Genomic DNA, 19,482 nt, shown 5'->3' on the forward strand with positions numbered 1-19,482 from the left:
ACCTAGCGAAGCTAGGCTAGGGGTGTGGGAGGACTTTTTCTATTTCTTTTATAAAGATGACAAAACACATCAAAACCATTTAAAACAAAAAAGCTTGTAGAAAAACATAGGTTTCTCTACAAGCTGACGCTATAAAAATAGCGTTTTTCTTGTTTAATCAATTGATTCAAGCGCATTCTCGGCTTTTGCCTGCATAGCCTCCAAGCGCTTCTTGAATGATTGAAATTTTTCAATCTTTTCATCAATCATTCTCATCTGTTCATTCAGCATCCTCTGAATGTCTTCGAGCTTTTCTTTTCGTTCCCGTTTGTCCAGCGATAAAAGGTATCCTTCTTTATTCATCTCCAAGTGCTTGCCCGTTTCCATGAACTGCTGGAGCTCCTGCAGCGAGAATCCCAGCACTTCCTTCGCGCTGATCACTCTTTCAAGCTCTTCAAGATCGTCTTCAGAGTAAAGACGGACACCGCCTTCCGTCCGCTTCGGTGAAGAAAGCAGACCAATTTCTTCGTAAAAGCGGATCGTTCTTTTCGTCAGGCCGCTTCGCTTGGCCATTTGATCAATCTTCATCCACTCCACGTCCATATCCCCCCGAGATTTTTCTTCTTTTCTATTATACTACCATTATACTTTTACGTAAACGTTAAGTTTTTCGATACAAAAAAAAGAACTGACTTGACATCATCCTGCTGCTGTAACGTATCATAGAAATGGACAAATAAACAGGAGGACAAATAATCAGAGTGAACACTCATCAAAATCGATTTTCAGTTCAAAGTAAAGTTTCGGCATTGATTGAAAGCCGGCTGTTTCAGTCATTCATAACGACGGTCATTGTGTTGAATGCCATCTCGATCGGTTTGGAAACTTACGCTTTCTTTAAACCTTATCAAAAAGTATTTTTTATTGTGGATTGTTTGTTTTTAACGATATTTGTCATCGAACTATCTCTTAAACTATTCGTTCAAAAACAGCACTTTTTTAAAAACAACTGGAACGTTTTTGACTTCGTAATCGTCGCCGGCAGTTTGATTCTTTACAATACGAATTTCGTCAGCGTTCTCCGTATCTTCCGGGTGCTGCGGGTGCTGCGGACGATCACTTCCGTTCCCTCATTAAGAAGGATCGTCAATGCGCTGTTTATGGCGATTCCGACTATCAGCAGCGTCATTATTCTGATGAGCATCATTTTTTATGTGTACGCCGTCATCGGTACGATGTTCTTTTCTGCTATCGCGCCGGAATACTTCGGCAACCTGCAGCTCAGCCTTCTGACACTGTTCCAAACCTTTACGCTCGAATCGTGGGCAAGCGGCATATTCAGGCCGATTTTTGCCGAGAGCGGCTGGTCATGGCTCTATTTCGTTTCATTTATCATTATTGCGACTTTCATTATGATCAACTTGATCGTCGGGGAAATCGTGAATAATGCACAAAAAATTTCTCAGGAAATAGAAGATGAGACAGGCGAGCTGAAAGAGGATACAAAAGAAATCAAAGAACTGCGCGCGGAGGTTAAAGAATTAAAAGCGCTTCTGGAAACCTATATCACGCAAAATGAAAAGAAAGATTAAAAAGGGCCGGCACCTGTAAGCCAGCCCTTTTTTGTCTTTAATTGAGGATGACAGGCAGCTCAGCCAGCGATCTAAAGCCGATTAACCTGCGAAATGGAACGTCTGTTGAAGCAAGCTTCAACTTAGGCAGCCGCTCCAACAATACGGGAATGGCAATTTGCGCTTCTAGCCGAGCTAATGCCGAGCCTAAACATACGTGTGCACCGGCTCCAAAGGCAAGGTGCGGATTCGGTTTTCTCGTGATGTCAAATACATGCGGATTTTGAAATATCTTCGGATCGCGGTTGGCGGCGCCTAAAAGGATGTATACGTGCTCTCCTTTTTTAATGATCTTCCCGTTGATTTCACAGTCCTCTGACGCGGTGCGCGCTGTCAGCTGTGTCGGACTTTCATAGCGCAGGCATTCTTCAACGGCTGACTCAATCAGCAGCGGATTTTCTTTCAGCGCGCTGAGCTGGCCGGGATGGTTCATGAGCAAAAACAATCCGTTCGTCAAAAGGTTGACCGTCGTCTCGTGCCCGGCAATCACAAGCAGAATGCACGTCGCAAGAACTTCATCTTCGGCGAGCTGCTCATGACCGGCGAATGTGCTGATCAGGTCTTGAGAAGGATGAGCTTTTCGCTTTTCAATCAAATCTTTAAAATACGCCGTCAGCTTGGCAACGGTATCCCCGCCTTTTGCCAGCACCTTTCGTGTGCGGGTCAAATCGATCGTTTGAATGAGATCCGCCGTCCATTGCCTGAATTGATATCTCTCCTCTGCGGGGACGCCGAGCATGTCGGCAATGATAAGGCTTGCCAAAGGAAAGGCGAATTCGGATACCATGTCCGCCATCTTCTTGTTTTCAAGCTGATCGAGCAATTCATGGACGATTTCTTCTATAACAGGACGGAAAGATGCCGTCTTCTGCGGCATGAATTCTTTGCCGACAATCGTCCGCATCCGCTTATGGCCAGACTCATTTTGAAACAGCATCATATTCCGCTGCAATTCGTGAAGTTGTTCATATTTTGTAGAGGCTTCAGGGAGAGGAACGCGGTTTTTAAATACCGCGTCCCTCAAAATCGCCGCCGCTTCTTCATATCCGGTGACATACCATCCCAGATGCTTTAAAACGGTTCCTTTATATACAGGATGAACGGAACGCAGTTTATCGTAAAACAGATATGGATCTCTCCAAAAATCCGAATCCGATTTCAGACGCGGCCCTGCCTCGTGCAGTTCTGTCGTCATGTTATATCTCCCCCGTGTTACCGCTGTAAACTGGCTTTCATTTCTTCCACCGATTCGACTTCAAATCCTAAATCATGGAGCATCTTATGGTCCTCTGTTTCATTCTGCCCTGCCGTTGTTAAATAGTCTCCGACGAAGATCGAATTGGCGGCATACAGCCCCAGCGGCTGCAAGGAGCGGAGGTTGACTTCGCGCCCCCCTGAAATACGGATTTCCTTTGTCGGGTTGATAAAGCGGAACAAAGCCAAAACCTTTAAACAATAAAGCGGATTTAATTCATTGACCCCTTCCAGCGGAGTTCCGTCGATCGCATGTAAAAAATTAACCGGAATTGAGTCTGCATCAAGCGCCTTTAAGCTATTCGCCATATCGACGACATCCTGCTTCGTCTCTTTCATCCCGACAATGACGCCCGAGCATGGGGACATGCCGGATTTTTTGGCTGTTTCCACAGTGTTTACTCTGTCATCATACGTGTGGGACGTTGTAATGTTTGAATGATTGCTTTTTGATGTATTGATGTTGTGATTGTACCGGTCCACTCCGGCTTCCTTCAGCCGCTCGGCCTGTTCGGGCTTTAGCAGTCCGAGGCATGCACAGACTTTTAAGCCGTACGTTTCTTTAATTTCTTTAACGGCGCCGACCACTTGATCGACATCTCTGTTGGACGGGCCTCTGCCGCTCGCCACGATGCAATACGTTCCGATATTTAAATCGTGCGCACGCTTTGCACCTTCAAGCAGGGTCGTTTTGTCGACCATCCTGTAGCTGTCGATCGGCGCTTTTGATATCGAAGACTGCGAGCAGTAGCCGCAGTTTTCCGGACAAAGTCCGGATTTTGCATTCATAATCATATTGAGCTTTACTTTTTTTCCAAAGTAGCGTTTTCTGATTTGAAATGCAGCATGCATAAGCAGGAGAACGTCGTCATCCGAGCATTCCAAGATGGAAAGCGCCTCTTTTTCAGTTACTTCTCCGCCATCCATCACCCGTTCTGCAAGTTCCATCCACTGATTCATGTTTCTGCCCCCATTTGCATTTGATTCATAATCAAGGAAACATCGACATGCTCCTTGATCATGTGGTGAATTTGTGTTGGTGAAACGTCTTCAAGCTTCGGCGTAACGCCGAGGAGCGGCACACCGCAAAATCTTTCAATCATGTCCGGATTCGTCTGTTCATCAAGTCCGGGCCGGCTGCTGATGCCGTTGATCACGATGCCGATCACGCGTATCCCCATTTGTTTCGCGTATTGGACGGTTAAATACGTATGGTTGATCGTTCCAAGATTGGGACGAGCCACAATGACAGCCGGCAAATCGAGCGCTTTGATCAAGTCGCTGACGAAATAATCCTCTCCGAGCGGCACCGCAATCCCGCCTGCCCCTTCAACAATGAAGCAATCGTGCCGATCCTTAATCTTTTTCCAATGGTTCACGGCATCTTCCAGCCCGACGGTCCTCCCTTCGAGCTTCCCTGCTGTGTAAGGTGCAAGCGGCTCTTTAAACACGAAAGGTGTGATCTCCTCATCAGCGAGAGATGTTTCAGAGCTGTTCTTCAAAAGTGCTGTATCACTCTGCGGATCGCTGCTAAGCTCTCCACTCAAAAACGGCTTGAACACGCCGACATCAACATGCTGCTCTTTCAACAAAGCGGCAAGGCCGCAAGCGATAAACGTCTTCCCTACTCCCGTATCAGTTCCCGTTACAAAAAAACCCTTCATTTCACCAAGTTCAACTCTCTTCCCACTAATTTAAACCCCTCTAATAGAGCTTCAATATCTCTTAACTTGCGATCTGCGGTGACGGTCAGCCTGATTCGGCTCTCTCCTTCCGCAACAGTCGGCGGGCGGATGGCCGGGGCCTCAATCCCTTTCTCCTTGAGGCCGTTTGCAAATCGAACGGCTTTTTGAGGGTCTCCGATCATAACGGGTATGATCGGCGTATCTTCTCCCTTGACCGTAAACCCGATATCCTCGAGACCCCGTTTGATCGTGGTCACCGATGATTGCAAAAGCCGGCGTTTATCCCGGATGTCTTTAATGATGTCTAAAGCTCTGCATGCCGCCGCACAGCTTGCGGGCGGGACAGCCGTTTGAAAGATAAACGTTCTCGCATGATTCAGCAAAAAATCGATCAATGCTTTAGAGCCCGCGACGAAGCCGCCTTCCGCGCCTACAGCTTTACTTAACGTGCCGATCACAACATCTGGGGAGACGCCGAAATACTCGCCCGTTCCCCTGCCGGCATCTCCCAAAACCCCTGTTGCGTGGGCATCATCAACGATGACAAAGGCCCGGTACCGCTTGGCAAGGAGCATGATTTCGTCAAGCGGTGCAATTGTGCCGTCCATGCTGAACACGCCGTCTGTCACAATAAAACAGCGAGCACGGCTCTGTGCGGTGCGGAGTTTTTCTTCAAGATCATTCATATCCGTGTGGCGGTAAACAACCGTATCAGCTTTTGAAAGGCGGCAGCCGTCGATGATGCTCGCATGGTTCAATTGATCGCTTAATATGACGTCTCCTTTTTCAGGCAAAGACGAAAGCACGCCGATATTGGCCAAATATCCGCTTGAAAACAAGAGAGCGGCTTCTGTCTGCTTAAAACCGGCGATTTTCCGCTCAAGTTTTTCATGCCATTCGGTATTGCCGGACGTCAGCCTTGACCCTGTGCTCCCGGCTCCAAAGCGGCGAAGCGCCGTTTCTGCGGCGTGAATCAGCCGTTTGTCGTTCGCCAGGCTCAAATAATCGTTTGACGCCCAATTCGTACGTTTCGCTTCCGCGACAGCTTGAGGCGGTTTAAGCGAGCGGTAAAGCCCGGCTGCCTTCGTCCTGGCGAGCCGACTGCTGAGCCATTCGTCAATGGGCACGGCCTGTAACCTCTTGAATCGCTTCTTTCATAATGGACACCATGGCGCTCAGGTCATCGGCGGTGCTGGCGAGCGGAGGAAGAAATGCGATAACATCCCCGAGCGGCCTCGTCAGCATGCCAAGCTCCCTCATTTTCAAAGACACCCGGTATCCGATTCGCTCTTCAGGCGGATAAGGCTGCCTCGTTTCTTTCGACTGAACGAGTTCGATCCCGCTCATTAAACCGAGCTGGCGGATGTCGCCGACATGAGGGAGCGCTGCAAGATCATGAAAAAGCGATTCCAGTATTTTCGACTTTTCCGCAACTTGAGCGACGATTTTTTCCGATTCGAACAGGCGCAAATTTTCCAGAGCAACGGCGCAGCCAAGCTGGTTCCCCGTGTACGAATGGCCGTGGAAAAACGTTTTCAGTTTGTCATAGTCATCATAAAATGCCTGATAAATTTCCTCTGTCGCAAAAGTGACGGCGATCGGCAAATAGCCTCCGGTAATGGCCTTTCCAGCCGCCATCAAGTCAGGCTGAACACGTTCATGCTCACAGGCAAACATTTTCCCGGTTCGGCCGAATCCTGTCGCCACTTCATCGACAATCATTAAAACGTCATATTTCGTACAAAGCTCCCGGACGCCTGCCAAATATCCTTCAGGCATCACGATCATCCCCGATGCCCCTTGGACCATCGATTCGACCGACAGCGCGGCGATCTCACCGTGCCGCTCGCTCAGGAGCCGTTCGAGTTCTGCGAGGCATTCATCGCGGCACTCGTCCGGGTTGCCGCTTTTCGAGCGGTATACGTAAGGAACATTTACCTTAAAGCTTTCAAACATAAGCGGCCCGTATACATGGTGGAAGAGCTCGATCGCACCGACGCTGACAGCGCCGATCGTATCGCCGTGATAGCCGTTTTTCATCGAAATGAATTTTTGTTTCTCCGGCTTGCCGATGTTTTTCCAATATTGAAAGGCCATTTTCAGCGCGATTTCCATTGCTGCAGCGCCGCTGTCCGAATAAAAAACACGCGTCAGCTTTTCCGGTGTGATCTTGATTAACACCTCGGCAAGCTCTGTCGCCGGAACATTTGTCATCCCCAGCAATGTCGAATGAGCGATTTTGCCGAGCTGTTTATTGATGGCTTCATCCAGTTCCTTCTTGCGATGGCCGTGGACATTGAGCCATACTGAAGAAAATCCGTCATAGTACTCCCTGCCGTCGATATCTTTCAGTTTGATGCCCTCCCCGCTTTCGATGATCAGCGGGTTTTCGTCATAGTCTTTCATTTGGGTAAAAGGCAGCCAAAGATATTTTTTGCTTTTTTCAACGAATGATTGATTCATGTTTTACCTCCCGACCGAATGAATACAGGCTGTTTTTCCAAGCCGTCTATACAGCTCTTGATATCTGTTAATCCATCAACAAAAAAAATCCGGCAGCCGCTCTCGTCTCCATGCTCTTTCATCCTTGTTATCCGCTGATAACCCAGCTTTTTAGCGGCAACATAGCCCGTTATGTAATCAGGGTCATCTGACCAGCATAATTCGGCGACGACAGCCGGATGCTCACATACCTTAGAAGCGATGGCAAGCGCCTCTTTCAACCGCGGATTCGGCGGCATTCCGCACAAAGCCGCCCACATTTGAAAATCGGCTTCCGGCCAATCGAGCCGTGAGACGCGCACTCCTTTTTGTTTTCTTCCGTCAATCCTCCGGCCTGAATGAATGTCAAACAAAACGGCGCCCCTTACGTCCGAGTATTCGGCAATGCCTTGAAACGCTTTGTCTACCGCGTTTTTCGGTACGCCGGCGCGGCTGATCAGCTCACGGGCAAGCGCTTGTCCTTCTTCCGCTGATTTTGTTTCATTCGTTTCAATGCGCAGAGGCTGGACAAACTTTATCGGTTCGTTTACAAGATCGAAGCGAATTTGCATAAAGTCCGGCTTGCCCCGCGAATGAGACAATGCTTTTTCCAATAAATCGCTGACGGCATCCTTTACACCGATGAAAGGCGCAAGCCGCTCTCCTCCGGATATGTGTTTTCCCCCCTCTTCATGGGGACCGTTCTCGGAGGCTCTCATTCTCACACTGTAATACGCTTCTCCCTTCATGCTTTCATCCCCCCTCTAAACACCGCACTCATATGTTAACCTATAAATAATTTAAGTTAACATTACAATAAAATATTAGTATTCCTTTCCTGATATGTCAACATGGTGTACAAAACACCGGTTTGTTTGAAATAAAAAAAGACAAAAGAGATATCTCTTTTGTCTTAATGTGGAAATTCATTTATCTAGCTCTTTCAATCTGCCAATCGAACGGGTCAGATAAAAGCGACCAGTCGTCCGCCATCTCCGAATCTGTCAAAAGGCATCGATCCGCTTCGGCGGTAATTTCTGACGGGGACAGATCCAATCCGATAAAGACGAGCTTTGTGTGGCGGTCTCCGAATTCTTCATTCCATTCTTTTAATAGCTCTGGATTCTGTCTGAGGATTTGCTCCTGTTCCGCCTTGGACAGCGCGGCCACCCAATAAGAGATCGGTTCCAGCGACACGGATGGGCCTGCCTGCGACATCAAAAGGGCAAGGCTGTTGCGCGTCGCACACCAGGCGATTCCTTTCGCCCTGACGACGTTTTCCGGCAGCGAATGAATCCAGTTATAAAACCGCTCGGTATGAAAAGGACGGCGCGCTTCGTATACAAACGAAGATATTCCGTATTCTTCAGTCTCAGGCGTATGCTGGTGGTGTCCTTCGTTTAATTCCCTGATCCAGCCTGCTGAACCGCTTGCTTCGTCAAAATTGAAGAGACCGGTGTTTAAGATGACCTTCGGATCGACCTCTCCTTTGACCGCTCTGATGATGTTTGCTTTAGGCTGCAACGTTTTCAGCACTTTCTCAAGCTTTTTCAGATCTTCCTCAGAGACAAGGTCGCATTTATTCAAAATCAGCACATCGCAAAACTCGATTTGATCGATGAGCAGATCGGCGATGTCGCGTTCATCCTCTTCACCGACAGCCTCTTTCCGGTCCAGCAGGCTGTCCCCCGACTGAAAATCGTGCCAAAAACGATTGGCGTCGACAACCGTGACCATTGTGTCCAGGCGGCAGAACCGGGTCAAATCAATGCCCAATTCATCGTCGATGTAAGAGAATGTCTGAGCGACCGGGATCGGTTCGCTGATACCAGTCGATTCGATCACGATATAATCAATATTTCCTTGCTTCGCCAGTTTTTCGACTTCAACAAGCAAATCCTCTCTGAGTGTGCAGCAAATGCAGCCGTTTGACATTTCGACCAGCTTTTCATCCGTCCTCGACAGGCCACCGCCTTGCTTGACAAGCCCGGCATCAATGTTGACTTCGCTCATGTCATTAACGATAACGGCGACTTTCAGCCCTTGGCGGTTTTGCAATATGTGATTCAGCAGCGTCGTTTTACCCGCCCCCAGGTATCCGCTTAACACTGTTACAGGAATCTTTTTACTCATTTTTTCATTCTCCTTCCTCTTATCAAATCGTAATTATTACGATTTATATTTTATTTCACCACAATTTATTTAAAAATGCAAAGTGTCAGCTTCCAGATGATCATGATGATCAAAACTGACACGACTGAAGTGGCCATCTGTTTTCCCATAATGGCTGCCGCCGTTTTCATCCCCAGTTCCTTGGCAATTGTCCAAACCGTCACCATGCATGGAGTAAAGGTTGATGCCAAGTAAATGAGCAGAAAGAGCGTTGCCCCCGGCAGCACATCAAGAAGCGCTCCATTCCCTTCATTGAACAAGAGAATACCGTCTTTCCTGATCAGAGAAAAAACAAGGCCCGGCGCCGCATCTTCCGGAGCACCGAACAGGCTTAAAACAGGCGAGACAAGCAATGTCACAAGACGGATGACACCGAGTTCATTCAATACTGTCGCCGCCAGGCAAATGATGAGAAAGATCGGCATCGCCTGAAAGATAAATTGCTGGAGCACTTCTTTTACTCGAAAAACGATCCCTTTCCAGGACGGCATCTGTAAAAACGTTTGCCGGCGCTCGAAGTAAGCGGCCCATTTCTGATCAATGCGATACCATATCCGGTTATGAGCGGCTGCTGCGGCAACAAGAACAGCGAGGTAAGGGATAAACAGCCACTCCCTTCCCGCAGCATGAAAAATCGACAGCGTCGCGCCGATTTGGTAGCTGCACGCTGATCCGAAAGAAATAAATGATACACAGCGCTTTCTCGTACACATGCTGCACGACCGCGTCTGCTGAACGGCAACGACATTGCAGCCAAATCCGGTCAAAAGCGGAACTAAATCGCGGCCGTTCAGACCGATCTTCCGCATCAGCGGGTCCAGTGAATCGACGATCCGGTCCTTTAAACCCGAATCATCTGCTGCCGCATTTGCTATAGACATAAACAAAACGACAGGAAACGCCCAAACAAACGAGTAAATGCCAAGGGATAACAGGCCATAATTCCCCGCCAATGCCGCGCTCAGCCATGACGGCAAGCCTCCGACCGCATTTTGGAGAGGTTCAACCGCCCATTCGTCCGCGTATTGCTGCATCCACTCTGATGTATGATAAGCCAATATGATCGGCGCCATAAATAACAAACATAAAAGTGCAGTGCTCACAACAGGCCCAACTACGGGACGATGAAACACAAACTGCTGAACAGCCACACTTTCAAGTTCAATCTGTTTCATCCGTTTCCGTTTCAGCGGATGAAATTCAGCCTCTTTTCTTAAAAAAGCGATGATATGCTCTTTTTTATCGTCTGTCACAGTTCTCGTATCAACCAACAGGACCGGGAGACTGTGCTTGGCCACTTGCTCAGAAAGCGTCCGGCGCATGGCGTCCGTCATTTTATCCTGAAACGTAACGATAAAGCAGACGCGCCTGGCATCCGGCGGAATCAGGTCCAAGACCGCGTTCAGCTCTTCTGAAAAATGGGTGCCGCGCAAGACGGCAACCACCTCATCGGCCTTTTCGATCTCTTTTTTCAGCGCTCTTTTCGACACGCTGTCATCCTCCCGAATGCCCGGTGTATCAATGGCTTGCCAGCCCGGAAGGCTTTTGATCTCCCGTTCAGCCGCAAATATCGTCGATCCTTTCACATTGGCTGCTTCGCCTGCTCTCTGATCTGTGATCGCGGAAAAAAGCGTTGTTTTCCCGACCGATTCGAGTCCGATGAAGAGCATGCGCTGCCGCCGCGTTGGCTCTTTCAGCATTCACACTGCACCTCACAGCAGCTCAAATCCGTGAGAAACATTTGATTTTCCCTGTATTCTGTCAGCACCTTTTCATCGATCGAAAACTTTCGTTTCTCCAACAAATGCTCGGCGATGACGGCGAATCGCTGCCTGAATTTATAAATGAAACAGAAGACGGCGTTTTGGTGCTGAACGCTCGGCCCGATTAAATAAAGACCGTCCGTCACGGTCGACATATCTTTATTCGTTAAAAGCGGTTTGCCGTTCTCTCTCCATTCAAACAAATGCTCGATTTGTTTTGCCCCGGAATGAAAGCCTGTCGCGATAATCGGCCGTGTTTCCGAGCGTATTTTCCTCCCGTCTGACAAATATAAATCATAGGCTGGTCCGTTTTTCGCCAGTTTCTCTACCAGGGCTTTTTCCAAAAACTGAACCTTCCCTTTTTCATACGCATCTTCAAGACGCTCCCATGTATAAGGTGAAAGCGACCGGCTTGGATCGGCTTCAGCGTTTTCGCTGAGCGAATTCGGCATCACAACCGTCACATCGCTGCCATAGGACGCCAGTGTAACCGCCGCATCCATCGCGCTTTCATAGCCGCCTACCACGTAATAATGGGCTTTTTCAAATTGGCTCCATCTGGCGACCTTGCTGTTGTGAATGCCAATCTCTGCACCATGAAACGAATATTTCGGAAATTGGAATTCACCGGCTCCCCAAATAACGTCTTTGGCCGTCATCATGCCTTTATTAGTTTCAACTGAAAAACCGCCATCGTCTTTATGAACACTGCGAACCGATGTGCCTTCTTGAATTGGAAGCTGAAAATGATCGGCCAAAAGCGCCAAATAATCTCCATACTCCTGCCCGCTCAAGTGCTCGCGGTGAAAAGTAAAGGCAGGGGATGTTCCCGGAGCAACAGCATTTAAATCCAAAGCCCCGAATCCCTGCCCGGTAAAGGACGGTGTTATCAGTTTCATTTCTTCAGGCCAGCTTCGAAATGAAGCTCCTGCACGGTCTTTTTCCAAAATCGTAAACGATTGAAAACCGAGTTTTTTCAGAACGATTCCCATTCCAATACCTGCGGGTCCCGCTCCAACAATGACGATTTCGCTATGCTGCAAAACAACCACTCCCTAAACGAAATCATTTCGATTTAATTTGCATGCTTTAGACATGACCACTTGATTTTATCACAGCATTCCCTCAAAATAAATAGGAACTATTTCGATTTACTACAGAAAGGGGTCTCATCAATGGAACGTATACTGCATTTGCCCGCAAAACCCGAACGCCACCGCCGCTTCGGATCTGTCGAAGCCGTGAAAGGAATAAAACCGACCGATAAAGAACAGATGAAGGATATTCAAAATACACCGAACGACTATTTTTTTGACATTGACCATGTCGGTGTCTCAAACGTTTCGCATCCGATTTTGATTGCATCCTCGCTCAAGCCGTTTACACAAACGACGATCGGCGCTTTTTCCTTTACGACGAGCCTTGCGCGCGGCCGCAAAGGAATCAATATGAGCCGCCTGACAGAACAGCTGCAGCGCTATCACGAAGCAAACTGGACGATTGATGTCCATACACTGAAAGATTTTGCAAAGGATTTAGCCGACAATATGGAACAGCAAAGCGCATCCGTCTCTGTCAGTTTTCCATGGTATTTCGAGCGCCTTAGCCCGGAAACCAAACTGTCAGGATTGATGCACGCCGATATCCATATGACAGTCTCTTATCATGAAAACAAAGGCTTTTCACAAACCGTCGGCATCACGGCCCATGTGACGACGCTCTGCCCGTGTTCAAAAGAAATCAGCGAATACAGCGCCCATAACCAGCGCGGCATAATCAAGATCACCGCACATATCAATGAGCAGGCGGAGATGCCGGACGATTTCAAAACCGAGCTTCTTGCCGCAGCGGAAACGAACGCAAGCGCAAAGCTCCATCCCGTCTTAAAAAGGCCCGACGAAAAAAGAGTGACTGAACAGGCTTATGAAAATCCAAGATTTGTAGAAGACGTCATCCGCTTAACGGCTGCCGACTTATACGAAATGAACTGGATCTCCGCCTTTGAGATCGAATGCCGGAACGAAGAATCGATTCACATGCATGATGCCGTGGCGCGGCTGTCGTTTTCCAAAATATGAATTAAAAAGAGCTGCCGGTTTTTCCGGCAGCCTCGATCCTTATGCAGTTTTTGATTGATTCAGCGCCCGGCTGTTTTTAAACAGGAGCATTGAAAAAATGTATAATACCGATGCAAACAGACAAACCGCCCTGACATCAGTTTATCCGCTGTTCTTTACGCCCTCAGTGATCAAATCAGACTTCAAATCATAAAAAATCTTGCAGAAGCCGGCGAACAATCGTGCAGCGCTGTTAACGTTCCCATTCCAAAATCAACCCTGTCTCATCACTTTAAAGTCCTTAGGGAATCGGGAGTCATTCATACAAGAATAGAAAGAACACAACGGTTTATTTAGGCTTCGCCTAGAGGACTTGGACAGCCGTTTTCCGGGGTTGCTTCAAATCGTTTTACAGGCAGACGAACCGTTGTAAACTGCCGGGTTCTCCCCGGCAGCTTCGACTTATTTCTCTTTCCGCACGTATTCAATATCATCCTGATACTGGCTGTACCCCTCTTGATATTCCATAACACGCGCTGTTTCTTCTATGAAGCTTTCATCATAGCCCGCTCTTCTCAATAAGTGAAAGCCCATTTCCATGCCTGAAGCAATTCCCCCGGCGGTGATGATCCGTCCGCTGTCGACGATTCTCGCCCGGCTGACGCGGCAGGCCGGCGCGATGTCCGCCAAGCGGTCGATCGGTACTTGCCCCATCTCTGACGCCTCAAGCCGATCCGGCTCTTTCCGGCTTGTGGCGGAAAGCCCGTCTAAGAGCCCCATGCGCCCGTAAATCCATGAACCTGTACATACGCTCACCAAAAGCGTCGACTCAGGGAGAGAGCGGATAAACTGATGCAGCCGTTTGTTGTTGGTCTCCTGTCGTGTACCGAAACCGCCCGGAATTAAGAAAGCATCCATATCTGGCTGGTCATTGAAGCTGTAATTCGGATGAACGGTAAGCCCGGCTTGCGTCTGAACCGGTTTCATCGCATCCGCCACAAGAAAGGCGTCCAGTTCAGGATCGAGCCTCCTCGCCACTGAAAACACTCCGTATGGGGCGGCATAGTCGATGATTTCAGCATCCTTGAAAATGTACACGCCAAGTCTGAATCCTCTCGTTCTTTTCATTGTTTTCCTCCTCAATTTTTCTTTTATTCTTGCAAAACCTACGATATCATGGGGAGAGACATTTTACTTATGAATGATTACGATAGAAATCATTTTGATTTTCGATATCAAGGAGATGACAAGCTATGATTGAGCTTTTAGAGGGTAAATTTTTTAAAACCTTCATCGCCGTCATGGAAGAAAAAAACTTCAGCCGCGCCGCTGATCGGCTGGGGTATGTACAGTCGACAGTCACCAGCCATATTCAGCTTTTGGAGCAGGCTTGTGGACAGCGTTTGTTTCAACGGCTGTCAAGAGGTGTGAAGCCGACACCGGCCGGTTTGAAGCTAAGCAAATATGCCTATCAATTTATTCATTTAGGCAGCACCTTGGAAGAAGCGATGAATGAACTGGATCAGCCGCAAGGAACCGTCCGCATCCGCATGCAGGAATCATTTTTTCTGACGCGCACGTCTCTCCTGATCCGGGATTTTCTTAAAGAATATCCAAAGATCAGATTGCAATTGGAAAACGGGTTTCAGCACGATATCGTTCAGCAGGTGCAAAATCATGCCGTCGATTTCGGAATCGTACCGCAAAATCCGAATAGGCCCGACATCCTTTTTACCCCTTTGCTCGAAGAAAAGCTGGTGTTCATCGCTTCCAATGATCTCGTTGAAAAGGTTGAATCTGAGAGCCTTGGCGCTCTTAGTCGCGAAACATTCATCAGCTTCGGCACAAGCTGCGTCTACCACACAAAAGCGGGCAGATTATTGCAAGATGCCGGGATTGAAGGAAACAGCGCCCTGGAGTACCCAAGCATCGCCATGATCAAAGAGGCGGTAAAATGCGGCATCGGCTTTGCCTTCATTCCTGAAATCGCCGTCAAACAAGAACTTGAAGCCAAGCAATTCAAACTGCTGCCTGTGACTGCCCCGATTGTCTCCACCCACGGGCTCATCGTCCATCAAGACAGAGAGCTGAGTCTGGCGGCGTCTTTATTAAAGGAAAAAGTAATCGGCTATTTTTGTAACGATGCTGAAAAAAGCCCGACAAATTAAAAACTGCCGGGATTTCCCGGCAGCTTCCATTACAATTGTTCCAGCTCCTCGATCATCAGCGACAGCTCGGTCCAGCGCTCCATTGCCTCGTCAAGCTCTGCGGCTGTTTGCGCCTGCTCTTCCATCAATGTCTGAATCTTGGCGAAGTCGCTGCCGGCGGCGGCGATTTCCTCTTCAAGCCGTTTATGCTTTTCTTCGAGAGCGGCGATTCTGTCTTCGATGCCGTCCCATTCCAGCTGATCTTTATAAGACAGCTTCTTTCTTTTCTTTTTCTCAGGTTTGGCAGGTTCCGCGGCTTCAGGCGCCGGCTTTTGACGGCTGGTCTCCTTTTGCTTCTCCATATATTCGCTGTATGAACCTTGAAAACGCGAAACGTTTCCGCTGCCTTCAAATACAAGCAGCCTGTCGACGACACGGTCAAGGAAATAGCGGTCATGGGAAACGGTCACGACAACGCCGGGAAACTGTTCCAAATAATCTTCCAGCACTCCGAGCGTCTCGGTATCAAGGTCGTTTGTCGGCTCATCAAGGAACAGGACGTTCGGCTCTTCCATCAGCACTTTCAAAAGATAAAGGCGCCTCTTTTCTCCGCCTGACAGCTTGCGAATCAAGTTGCGCTGCATGCTCCGCGGAAAAAGGAACCTTTCCAGCATCTGCTCAGCTGTGACCACTTGTCCGTCGGCCGTTTTGACGACCTCAGCCGTCTCCTTAATGTATTCGACGACCTGCAGCGCATCGTTCATTTCGCTGTGATCCTGTGTATAGTATCCGATTCTTACAGTCTGGCCGATCGTGATCTGCCCTCCATCAGGCTTGACGCGGCCGGCAAGCGCGTTTAAAAGCGTTGTTTTGCCGATCCCGTTCGGTCCGATGATGCCGATCCGGTCCCCCGGCACAATCAGTTCATCGAATGAACGGACAAGCTGATTGCCGCTGCGGCTGATGTCAACACCTTCAGCTTCAATTACCTGCTTGCCGAGACGATGGGAGCCGATGGCAAAATCAAGGGAAGAACCGGTTTCAGGCGAATCCTGTTCCTTTAGTTCCTCCACTCGCTGAATTCTTGCTTTTTGTTTTGTCGAACGGGCTTTAGCTCCCCTTCTCAGCCAAGCAAGCTCCCTTCTGAGAAGGTTTTGCCGCTTCGTTTCGCTTTGTTCGGCGAGCGCTTCTCTTTCGGCCCGCTTTTCCAAAAACACTTCGTAGTTCCCTTTGTATGTGTATAGGTGCCCACGATCCAGCTCATAGATCCTGTTTGTCACCCGGTTTAAAAAGTAGCGGTCATGGGTGACGAGGACGACAGAGCCCGGATACCCGCTCAAATAGCCTTCAAGCCATTCGATCGTTTCATTGTCAAGGTGGTTTGTCGGCTCATCCAAAATGAGGAGGTCAGCAGGCTGAATCAATGTTTTTGCGATCGCAACCCGCTTTTTTTGCCCTCCGGATAGCGAGCTCACTTCTTTTGCCACATCCACGACGCCAAGCTTCGTTAAAATCGTTTTTGCCGCCGTATTCGCGTCCCAGGCGCCGTGTTCGTCCATTTTCCCCTGTGCCGCCAGCAGGTTTTCCTGCTTCTTCGGATCATCAGGCGAAGCATTCAGCTCCTGAAGCGCCTGCTCATACGCCCTCATCGTCCGCATCATCACGGAATCTCCCGAATAAATGTGCTCAAGTACGGTTTCCGGACCGTCCAAATCAGGATCCTGATCCAAGTACTCGATATGGAGGCTGCCAGGCTTGGTGATGTCTCCTTTTTCGGTCGATTCATGGCCGGCGATCACTTTCAGCAAACTGCTTTTTCCCGTTCCGTTCGGTCCGATCAAGCCGATCCGTTCGTTTTCTTCAATATGAAACGATATATGGTCAAATAATGTTTTATCTCCGTAAGTTTTATATAAACCTTCCGCTTTAAAAATGCTCATCTGTCTACCAATCCTAACGTAATGTCATAACCTTATTTTAATGCAGATGATGCAAGAAAACTAGTGAGAGCTTTTTCACGGACATTACAGGAAGACGGCCGGAAGCCAGAAATATACGCTGATCACGATCAAGACGACACCTGCGATATTGAGCCAAAAACCCGCCCTGACCATGTCCTTCATCGTCAGCAGATTGGAGCTGAAAACGGCCGCATTCGGCGGGGTGGAGATCGGGAGCATAAAGGCGCATGATGAAGCAAGCGCAGCTGCCGCCATCAGCCCGTACGGCTCGACTTGAAGCGCGGCGCCAAGACCGATCGTCATCGGAATCACCATATTGGCGACAGCCGTATTAGACATGATTTCGGTCATAAATAAAATGGCAGCCGTCAAAATGATCAGTACAAATAAGTAAGGATGGCCTTCCAACAGCTTGAGCTTGCCGCCGATCCACGCCGTCAGATTGGTCGCCGAAAAACCGGCTGCAAGCGACAAGCCGCCTCCAAACAACAGAAGTAGCCCCCATGGCAGCGTCTGCATATCCTTCCATTCCAAAATCCGTTCATCCTTTGTACTCGGAATTAAAAACAGCAAAAACGCTCCGAAAATCGCAATCGACGTATCTGAAATTTGAAACGGCAGGATGAATTTGAACATCCACAAACATGCGATCAACAAAAAAACGGCAAAAACCGATTTTTCCTCCCTCGTCATTGCGCCAAGCGCCTTTAAATCATGATCGATAAAATCAGTTTTTTTTCCTTGAAAGGCGCTCACTTTAAATTTTATTTTCGTTAAATAAACATATAAAATAGCAAGAAACAGAACGGAAACCGGGAACCCGAATAAAAACCACTCAAAAAACATAATTTCGTGATTGAGCATCTGTTTGGACATCGCGGCAAAGACCGCATTCGGCACGGAACCGACCAATGTCGCAAGTCCGCCGATCGAAGCCGCATACGCGACAGCCAGCAAAATGCTTTTGCTGAACTTCTGCAGCGATTCGCCTTTTAAAATTTCTTTTTCCTGCACTTCTTTAATAACTGCAAGCGCTACGGGAAGCATCATCAAAGCGGTGGCTGCATTCGAAATCCACATCGATAAAAACGCCGTCGCCGCCATCACGCCGAGCACGATTCGATGGCTTTCAGCCCCGATCCGCTTCAAAATATGCAAGGCCATCCGTTTATGAAGATTCCATTTTTCGATGGCGATCGCAATGATAAATCCCCCCATATACATAAACACAATCGGATCGCCGTATGCTTTGGCCGTCGTTTCCATATCTAAACCGCCCAATGTCGGCAGCAAAATGACTGGCAAGAGCGATGCCGCCGGAATCGGCACGGCTTCCGTAATCCACCAGACGGCCGTCCAAGCTGTAACCGCAAGAACGATCCGCGGCGCGTAAGCCAACTCAGCTTCCGGTATCAAGCCGAGAATCAGCAAAAAACTGATCGGCCCCAATAACAATCCGGTCAGTTTAGTCGGTGTATATACTCTCATTTACCCCTTCCCCCTTTGAAAGCGATTTCCCATTCATCACTTTCGCTTCGCCCGGGGAAAATTCCTCTAAAAAATTTAAAATAAAATTTAAATTAATGTATGACACTGAGCCTAGAAATTGAAAAGTACAACTTCTCTATTAAAAAGTCACTCAGAGGCTGAAAGCAAATTTTTTAGCGCTTTTCCATATAAATTCATCGGGACGCTTTCTCCATTAATAAAATTGAATATCGCAAGACCATTTTCAAGTGAAAAAATAGTCCAAGCGATTTCTTCCGAAGATAGCGTAACCTCATGATTCTCTTTCAACATTAGTTTCGCGACAGACTTGGAGATCCGGTCCACAGACTCCCTGATCATGCAAGACCATTTGTAGCGCACTGACTCATTACGCATCACATAAAGAAGAAATTCCATATTTAAAATCATCCACTTTTGATTTTCTTTCACCACTGAGACAAAATGATCATTCATTGTTTCAATAAAATATGAAAGTGAATGCTGATTATTTATGATTTGATCGATGTTATTCACTTGTAAATTCATTTGTTGTTCCAATAAGGCCAGAAAGAGCTCTTCCTTAGATTTAAAATTGGAGTAAACCGCTCCTTTGCTAAATCCGGCATGTTCAGCAATTTTTTCAACAGAAGCCCCATGAAAGCCAAGCTCCGAAAAAATCTCAACAGCCGATTCTAACAACAATTGACGTGTTTCCTCTTTTCGCTCTTTTTGGGTTAGCCTTCTTCTAAGCATTCTTCTTCCTCCTCTTATTGACAATCATACTGTTCAGAATTAACATACCATATAGTATGTATATTCTAAAAGGTATCACTAGCACTTCACTAAATCAACGTGTTGCCATTA

Annotated in this window: 17 protein-coding genes and 1 pseudogene; 4 read left to right on the forward strand and 14 right to left on the reverse strand. The window is 48.0% G+C overall.

The window, feature by feature from the left end:
• Positions 1 to 153 precede the first annotated feature (153 nt).
• Positions 154 to 576, reverse strand: a complete 423-nt coding sequence (locus KI350_RS18635; RefSeq protein ID WP_035336978.1) for a MerR family transcriptional regulator — start codon at positions 574 to 576, stop codon at positions 154 to 156.
• A gap of 164 nt (positions 577 to 740) precedes the next feature.
• On the opposite strand from KI350_RS18635, the gene KI350_RS18640 reads away from it, so the two are divergent.
• Entirely contained in the window at positions 741 to 1,571 is an 831-nt protein-coding gene (locus KI350_RS18640) for an ion transporter (protein ID WP_020450517.1), read from the forward strand.
• A 37-nt stretch (positions 1,572 to 1,608) separates the two neighbouring features.
• Here KI350_RS18640 and KI350_RS18645 read toward each other — a convergent pair whose 3' ends face one another.
• From KI350_RS18645 to KI350_RS18685, 9 genes are all read right to left on the reverse strand, one after another.
• Entirely contained in the window at positions 1,609 to 2,805 is a 1,197-nt protein-coding gene (locus tag KI350_RS18645; protein WP_065644551.1) for a cytochrome P450, read from the reverse strand.
• Between the two features lie 17 nt (positions 2,806 to 2,822).
• Positions 2,823 to 3,824 (reverse strand): biotin synthase BioB, encoded by a 1,002-nt coding sequence (gene bioB, locus KI350_RS18650; RefSeq protein WP_065644550.1) that lies wholly within the window; start codon positions 3,822 to 3,824, stop codon positions 2,823 to 2,825.
• The gene (bioD, locus tag KI350_RS18655; RefSeq protein ID WP_020450514.1) at positions 3,821 to 4,528 is read right to left on the reverse strand and encodes a dethiobiotin synthase; all 708 of its coding nucleotides are present in this window, start codon (positions 4,526 to 4,528) and stop codon (positions 3,821 to 3,823) included. Before bioD ends, bioB begins: the two co-directional genes overlap by 4 nt.
• Positions 4,525 to 5,676 carry an 8-amino-7-oxononanoate synthase gene (bioF, locus tag KI350_RS18660; protein WP_065644549.1) on the reverse strand — a complete coding sequence of 384 codons (1,152 nt, stop codon included), beginning with the start codon at positions 5,674 to 5,676 and terminating at the stop codon, positions 4,525 to 4,527. The genes bioD and bioF overlap by 4 nt, the downstream gene beginning before the upstream one ends.
• Positions 5,666 to 7,012 carry an adenosylmethionine--8-amino-7-oxononanoate transaminase gene (gene bioA / locus KI350_RS18665; RefSeq protein WP_065644548.1) on the reverse strand — a complete coding sequence of 449 codons (1,347 nt, stop codon included), beginning with the start codon at positions 7,010 to 7,012 and terminating at the stop codon, positions 5,666 to 5,668. Before bioA ends, bioF begins: the two co-directional genes overlap by 11 nt.
• Complete coding sequence (gene bioW / locus KI350_RS18670) at positions 7,009 to 7,779, reverse strand: 6-carboxyhexanoate--CoA ligase (RefSeq protein WP_020450511.1); 771 nt, start codon at positions 7,777 to 7,779, stop codon at positions 7,009 to 7,011. Before bioW ends, bioA begins: the two co-directional genes overlap by 4 nt.
• A 181-nt stretch (positions 7,780 to 7,960) precedes the next feature.
• Positions 7,961 to 9,163 carry a GTP-binding protein gene (locus tag KI350_RS18675; RefSeq protein ID WP_065644547.1) on the reverse strand — a complete coding sequence of 401 codons (1,203 nt, stop codon included), beginning with the start codon at positions 9,161 to 9,163 and terminating at the stop codon, positions 7,961 to 7,963.
• A 65-nt stretch (positions 9,164 to 9,228) separates the two neighbouring features.
• Entirely contained in the window at positions 9,229 to 10,902 is a 1,674-nt protein-coding gene (locus KI350_RS18680) for a nucleoside recognition domain-containing protein (protein ID WP_065644546.1), read from the reverse strand.
• Positions 10,896 to 12,008, reverse strand: a complete 1,113-nt coding sequence (locus tag KI350_RS18685) for an NAD(P)/FAD-dependent oxidoreductase (protein WP_065644545.1) — start codon at positions 12,006 to 12,008, stop codon at positions 10,896 to 10,898. The genes KI350_RS18680 and KI350_RS18685 overlap by 7 nt, the downstream gene beginning before the upstream one ends.
• A 132-nt stretch (positions 12,009 to 12,140) precedes the next feature.
• Here KI350_RS18685 and folE2 point away from each other — a divergent pair, with 132 nt between their 5' ends.
• Positions 12,141 to 13,043 carry a GTP cyclohydrolase FolE2 gene (folE2, locus tag KI350_RS18690; RefSeq protein ID WP_023855779.1) on the forward strand — a complete coding sequence of 301 codons (903 nt, stop codon included), beginning with the start codon at positions 12,141 to 12,143 and terminating at the stop codon, positions 13,041 to 13,043.
• Positions 13,044 to 13,178: 135 nt separating this feature from the next.
• Positions 13,179 to 13,455: pseudogene (locus KI350_RS18695) on the forward strand (ArsR/SmtB family transcription factor).
• Positions 13,456 to 13,484: 29 nt separating this feature from the next.
• On the opposite strand, the gene KI350_RS18700 reads toward KI350_RS18695, so the two are convergent.
• Positions 13,485 to 14,150, reverse strand: a complete 666-nt coding sequence (locus KI350_RS18700) for a DJ-1/PfpI family protein (RefSeq protein WP_020450506.1) — start codon at positions 14,148 to 14,150, stop codon at positions 13,485 to 13,487.
• Positions 14,151 to 14,275: 125 nt separating this feature from the next.
• On the opposite strand from KI350_RS18700, the gene KI350_RS18705 reads away from it, so the two are divergent.
• A complete protein-coding gene (locus tag KI350_RS18705; protein ID WP_065644544.1) occupies positions 14,276 to 15,190 on the forward strand; it encodes a LysR family transcriptional regulator in 915 nt (304 codons plus the stop codon).
• 29 nt (positions 15,191 to 15,219) lie between these two features.
• On the opposite strand, the gene KI350_RS18710 is transcribed toward KI350_RS18705, so the two are convergent.
• The 3 genes from KI350_RS18710 to KI350_RS18720 form a co-directional block, all read right to left on the reverse strand.
• Positions 15,220 to 17,109: an ABC-F family ATP-binding cassette domain-containing protein gene (locus tag KI350_RS18710; protein WP_065644543.1), complete on the reverse strand. Its 1,890-nt coding sequence runs from the start codon at positions 17,107 to 17,109 to the stop codon at positions 15,220 to 15,222.
• Positions 17,110 to 17,193: 84 nt separating this feature from the next.
• A complete protein-coding gene (locus tag KI350_RS18715) occupies positions 17,194 to 18,618 on the reverse strand; it encodes an SLC13 family permease (RefSeq protein ID WP_212930572.1) in 1,425 nt (474 codons plus the stop codon).
• A 147-nt stretch (positions 18,619 to 18,765) separates the two neighbouring features.
• Positions 18,766 to 19,371 carry a TetR/AcrR family transcriptional regulator gene (locus KI350_RS18720; protein ID WP_020450502.1) on the reverse strand — a complete coding sequence of 202 codons (606 nt, stop codon included), beginning with the start codon at positions 19,369 to 19,371 and terminating at the stop codon, positions 18,766 to 18,768.
• Between the last annotated feature and the right edge of the window lie 111 nt (positions 19,372 to 19,482).

The organism is Bacillus sp. J41TS8 (assembly GCF_018333035.1).
Classification (GTDB): Bacteria; Bacillota; Bacilli; order Bacillales; family Bacillaceae; genus Bacillus; species Bacillus paralicheniformis.